At 50.4% G+C, this 274-nt stretch carries 1 protein-coding gene; it reads right to left on the bottom strand.

Features of this window, described 5'->3' with window-relative positions; all coding sequences use genetic code 11:
* Window positions 1-189: 189 nt before the first annotated feature.
* Window positions 190-270, bottom strand: coding sequence for a hypothetical protein (locus Q4563_RS23725; RefSeq protein WP_442903813.1), 81 nt, complete (start codon window positions 268-270; stop codon window positions 190-192).
* Window positions 271-274 lie beyond the last annotated feature (4 nt).

Below are 274 nucleotides of genomic sequence, written 5' to 3'. Positions count from 1 at the left end.
CCACATCGACAACGTCGGTGCGTGAGAGCAGTTCATCAATAAATGCTTGTGGTATCCGGCCCGCCATCGATTATTCAACCCGTCGACAACTACACCTGCGGTATAGCGTAAATAAAGATAGCAGAAAACAAAAAACGCCACTGTAAAAAAGTGGCGTTTTGACTCTGGCGTTGGTGTCTGTCCAGCCGCTTAACCGAGTATGGCTTTCACCATTCGGCTGACTTGCGCCATATCTGCGCGGCCTTGCACCTGTGGTTTGAGGATGCCCATAACG

It is taken from the genome of Gilvimarinus sp. 1_MG-2023 (assembly GCF_030548285.1).
The sequence above is the reverse complement of the archived record's forward strand: the minus strand, read 5'-3'. Positions and strand labels throughout refer to the sequence as shown.